The organism is Herbaspirillum chlorophenolicum (assembly GCF_001189955.1).
In the GTDB taxonomy this organism is placed as follows: Bacteria; Pseudomonadota; Gammaproteobacteria; order Burkholderiales; family Burkholderiaceae_D; genus Herbaspirillum; species Herbaspirillum chlorophenolicum.
Window position 1 is genome coordinate 1 of the sequence record NZ_LFLT01000119.1, and the last position, 2213, is coordinate 2213.

Here is a 2213-nt window from a genome sequence, read left to right on the forward strand (position 1 = left end):
GTCGTTGCATCAAAGTGAGATACCTCGCATCCGAAGATCAGGTAAAACGCACATGAAGAGATCCGGTAACTGGGGATAAAATTTCCTCTGCATGAATTTCATAGGTAACCGCCAAATTATTCATATTCTGAACACTCTGCAAATCGAGCCAAATCGGAAATAATTTAAATGATTGTTTGTGCTTCAACTGACGCACATAGAATTTCGCATCACCTCCCACTATTTCCAACTTTGGTGTTTCAGAAGCTGTTTCGAGAAGTATGTCTTTCATACTTGGAATATGAGGTAAATGTGTGCTGAAGTGATTTATTCCAGAATCAAATAAGGAGTTAGGTTTTCTCGGAGGCGTCGGTGCTTTCGGTCTATTTGGCAGTAGATCTTCTTTTAGAAATGAAAATGGCTTACTGCATCGCACGAAAACATCGATATTATTGGCCGGTGCAGATCCATCAAGATTTGACATTAGCAGATTCAGCTCTACTCTTGCCAGGGAACGGAGATGAAAATCGTATATATTTTCAAGATAGGTATGGTATTCAATATAAAACTCATCTAACCGCTGATCATATGAGGCTTGCTGAGATTCCGACATTTCATTGAAGATCTTACCCAATTGCAGCATCACGGCATGTGAGGCTAAATTTGAACCTATTTCATAGCCAGGATGATTTTTTTTCTTTGGATGCTTTTCCATCATCCGAGTCATTTCTCTTGTCAGGAACTGGTCTCGTTGAGGAATGGCCTCCTTTTCTACTTCAATAAATGGCTCGTTCTGATCGAACAGTAATCTTACCTTCGGATGTCGATTTTTAAATTTCTCTAATTGGCTCCGTAATTCACGGTTCTCAGTTTCTTGCTCATCTAACTCTTCTGGTAACTTATATTTCTCCGACAGATTCGTAACCTCAATACCACGCATCTTAAACTTGAAGGTAACTCCCAGATCAGCGGTCAAAACAAGAACATCTTTGCTTGGATTGTTCTCTCTATGCTCTAACACAGCCGCCACAAGACGATCATCGAAATTCTGTTTATCCAATCCATTGCTATGGAAATCAATCATTGGTTCGTTAGCATGAAAACGGATTTTCACATTTTGAGTTAGCTCAGGAGAGTCATATTTATTTAAGAGCCATGCACCATATTCACCAGCTCTTTTTCTAATCTTTTTAGATTGATTTTCTACTTTATTCTTTTCAATTTCCATGAGCACAACAGCGCACACTACAATTTCCACATTCCTACCTTGAGCGAATTCCTCCCAGCTGACTTGATCAAGACGCTGGTAGTGCAATGTAATATTAGTATCGATAAAAATAGTTAAGTATTTTTTACTGCTGGAATCCATTAATTCCCCTCCCAGATTAGAAAATATGGAGACTGGATCAATTAGCTTAGCAGCAAATTTCCAACGTTGGAATTTGACGCCATACTTTCGGTATGCAATATTTATTGGAGGAATAATTTTAATGAAAGAGTCCGTATGACTAATTTCTCAATTGGAGTAGTGTCTTTCGCTTTGGCCATATTGATGCCGATTGTGTATTTGCTTGGTTTTCAAGTTCGTCGGATCGGGGCGTGGTCAAAACGGCAACCTGGCCCCACAGATCGCATCGGATTCTTTATTCTTGTAACGGCGTTGTTTGGTTTTGTTGTTGGCTGTTTCATCCAGCCCCATTGGGACAAGGGAGAGGGGTGCCGTGATAGTGGTAAGTCTCCGATCTATTGTTTTCTCAAGATTTAAATAAACTCGTCAATCCTTTGGTTTTCCAGGGGATTCTTAAAAATCTTCAATGAATATCGAAGAAGCCAAATCTGAATTATTAGCAAGTCTTGAAGAGGGGGACATTACAACCTCCGAATATAGCCAACGCTTGGAAAAGCTACTGCTTCAAAAAATAAAGCTTCAGTCCCAAGAAGATGAAGGTGTTATTTCTAAGCTCAAAAGAATCTTCTCAGGCTGGTCAATATTCATTATTCTCTTGGCATTGTTGCTTGGTTTCTTTGTTAGCCCATGGTTATACTCAAAGTTCTTTGGTTATAAAAGTGCAGAACAATGCGCCATTTCGACCGCGCATAAGTATGCTGTTGCAGCTTGCTATCGCTTGTATCCGAGCATTACGAAATCTCAGTAAATGAATCTGTGTTTACTTTGAAGTACAGCTTCGTTTTATCTTGCAAGTAATTAAGCCGAAGAATCTCATCGTAGCCAT

3 protein-coding genes are annotated in these 2213 nt (G+C 39.5%); 2 read left to right on the forward strand and 1 reads right to left on the reverse strand.

Annotated features, from left to right (window positions below; translation table 11 throughout):
- Positions 1-37: 37 nt before the first annotated feature.
- Complete coding sequence (locus AKL28_RS23345; RefSeq protein ID WP_050470674.1) at positions 38-1348, reverse strand: PIN domain-containing protein; 1311 nt, start codon at positions 1346-1348, stop codon at positions 38-40.
- A 135-nt stretch (positions 1349-1483) separates the two neighbouring features.
- On the opposite strand from AKL28_RS23345, the gene AKL28_RS23350 reads away from it, so the two are divergent.
- On the forward strand, positions 1484-1744 hold the full coding sequence (locus AKL28_RS23350) for a hypothetical protein (protein ID WP_050470675.1): 261 nt from the start codon (positions 1484-1486) through the stop codon (positions 1742-1744).
- Between the two features lie 49 nt (positions 1745-1793).
- Entirely contained in the window at positions 1794-2135 is a 342-nt protein-coding gene (locus AKL28_RS23355) for a hypothetical protein (RefSeq protein WP_050470676.1), read from the forward strand.
- Positions 2136-2213 lie beyond the last annotated feature (78 nt).